The sequence below is a fragment of the Photobacterium sp. MCCC 1A19761 genome, from assembly GCF_037389125.1.
Classification (GTDB): domain Bacteria; phylum Pseudomonadota; class Gammaproteobacteria; order Enterobacterales; family Vibrionaceae; genus Photobacterium.
Map to the genome: position 1 here is coordinate 1 of NZ_JAZGTF010000055.1, position 2392 is coordinate 2392.

A 2392-nucleotide genomic window follows, 5' to 3' on the forward strand; every position below is an offset into this window, starting at 1 on the left:
GAATATCATGTGCTACCTGCTGGTGAGTTGGTACAACAGTTTCCTGATTGGAAAGGGCTAAAGAGCATCGGCGTTACCATTGGTTATCGCATTGATAAATCAGGTAAAGAGTCACTCGAACACCGCTACTACATCAGCTCTGCTGAGTTGGAGAAAGAGCGTTTTGCCGCTGCAGTGCGTGGACACTGGGGAATTGAAAATAGCCTGCACTGGGTACTTGATGCATCAATGAACGAGGATGCCTGCCAGATTTACCGTGGAGATGCCGCTGAGATCATGGCCTGTTTTCGGCATATTGCACTGAACATGCTGCGGGCAGAAACCTCGAAGAAGGCTAGCATCCGCCGCAAACAGAACATTGCAGCGATGAATACCTCTTATCTGGACAAGGTGTTATTGGCTGGCTTTAAGGCGGTGATCAAAAAATGAGCATTCACGCTCTCACCCTGACTGTCAACCCCAAGCAAAAGATTATATATATTCGCCGCATTTAATACGAACGATCCGTACATTATAATTAGGAAAGGTAAAGCAAGAAAAACATAACACATAGACTCTCTCAATATCTTACTCTTCCTAATACGCCAATCGACTCCTTTGAGTAAAACAACACCAACAGAAATAAAATTTATCATTACAAGTAAAATTACTATCCTTTGAAATAGAATACTAGCCTCAAATAATTCAACAAAACAACGACTAACAATAAAATTTATTATTAAATTAATGATCGAAAAAAAGATATAATAATGGATTGACATAACTTATATTTCATTAAGTAGCTAACGAATGACATGGACTCCCCCAGGGCAAGATCATGAATATTTTTTAACCAACGCTAAATCAAAATTGACCGAACGAGCCTACTGTGATCTTATGCTCCTCTTTTGAGGAGTGACCATGAATATCGATACCATCAAAGAGCATTTCAGCATCATCCGTGACGAACGACAAAGCGCAAAAGTAGACTACCCTCTGTTTGATATTTTGTTTGGCTCGATCTGCGCCGTGATAGCCGGAGGTCAAGGCTGGACCGATATTCGCGAATACGTTCTTGGCCACCATGATTGGTTTCTTAAACAGAGCCTGTTTGAAAAAGGTGTGCCCGTTGATGATACCTTTGCTCGTCTGATTGGGAGTATCGATCCCGCCGAGTTTCGTGACTGTTTTCAGGCCTGGATAAAAGCGATACACAAGCTGACCTGTGGTGAAGTGGTTGCCATTGATGGCAAGACTTTGCGCGGCTCCTATGACAGAGACGACAAACGAAGCACCATCCATATGGTGAGTGCCTACGCCAGCGCCAACCAGCTGGTATTGGGCCAACTCAAAACCGACAACAAGAGCAATGAAATCACCGCAATACCGGCGCTGATTAAGATGCTCGACTTACGAGGCGCTATCGTAACTGTTGATGCGATGGCGTGCCAGACCAAGATAGCCAAGGCAATCACCAGTAAGGGTGGAGATTACTTATTGGCAGTAAAGGGCAACCAGGGCAATTTAGCGGCAGCCGTACGGCCGCTTTCACCCCATACCGTTGCGCCCCGATCGACAAAACTACTTGTCAAATCGAAAAGCAAAAGGGCCGGGTTGAAGCGCGTACTTGCCATGTACTGGATGCCAGCGAGTTGGAGGGGGACTTCTCCACTTGGAGCGGACTGACCAGCATCGTGATGGTTGAAAACTACCGTGCGGCAAAAGGCAAAGAGCCAGAGTTGGAGTACCGCTACTACATCAGTTCAACCGAGTTGACCCCAGAGCAGGCCGGGAATGCCATCCGCGCCCACTGGGGCATTGAGTCAATTCACTGGATTTTAGATGTGAGTATGCGGGAAGATGCTTGTCAGATTTACCGAGAAAACGCGGCTGAAAACCTGGCGGGGTTGAGGCACATGGCACTGAACATGCTCAGAGCTGAGCCAACCAAGATTAGCGTGCCGATGAAACAGAAGCGCTGCATGATGAAACCCGCCTTTTTGGAGCAAGTCCTTGTGGCCGGATTTAAGTCAATGGCTAAATCCTAACCATTCATGCGGACGCCCTGCCCACACCAGTCGGCGAAAATCAGTTATCCATTAAGCTACTGGATATCAAAGATTATCTTCGATCTATTGATGTCATAGTAATCCAGAAAGACATCGCTTCAACCATTATCGAGAGTGGTGGTGATTATCTGCTTGCGGTTAAAGGTAACCAAGAAACCAGGGTGAGATCACATGTGTTTACTTTTTGAACAGCTGTGAATTCCCTCGGGCTGGTTGAGTGATTATTAGACACCTCATGCATTTCACACCTGGGGCAGATGGTTAAAAATCCCTCTATTTGTAGATCCCAACGTGCCTTACATGTGGTGATTTTACAATTTGTTAACTCACGCTCTCACCCTGAC

General features: G+C 45.9%; 1 protein-coding gene and 2 pseudogenes. All 3 read left to right on the top strand.

The annotated features are described in order from the left end of the window. A partial coding sequence (locus VV869_RS24260) for an ISAs1 family transposase (RefSeq protein ID WP_337737526.1) occupies positions 1-429 on the top strand: 429 nt, incomplete at its 5' end. Positions 430-900: 471 nt separating this feature from the next. Continuing rightward, a pseudogene (locus VV869_RS24265) lies at positions 901-2027 on the top strand (ISAs1 family transposase). A 50-nt stretch (positions 2028-2077) separates the two neighbouring features. Then, a pseudogene (locus VV869_RS24270) lies at positions 2078-2203 on the top strand (ISAs1 family transposase); the annotation flags it as partial. Between the last annotated feature and the right edge of the window lie 189 nt (positions 2204-2392).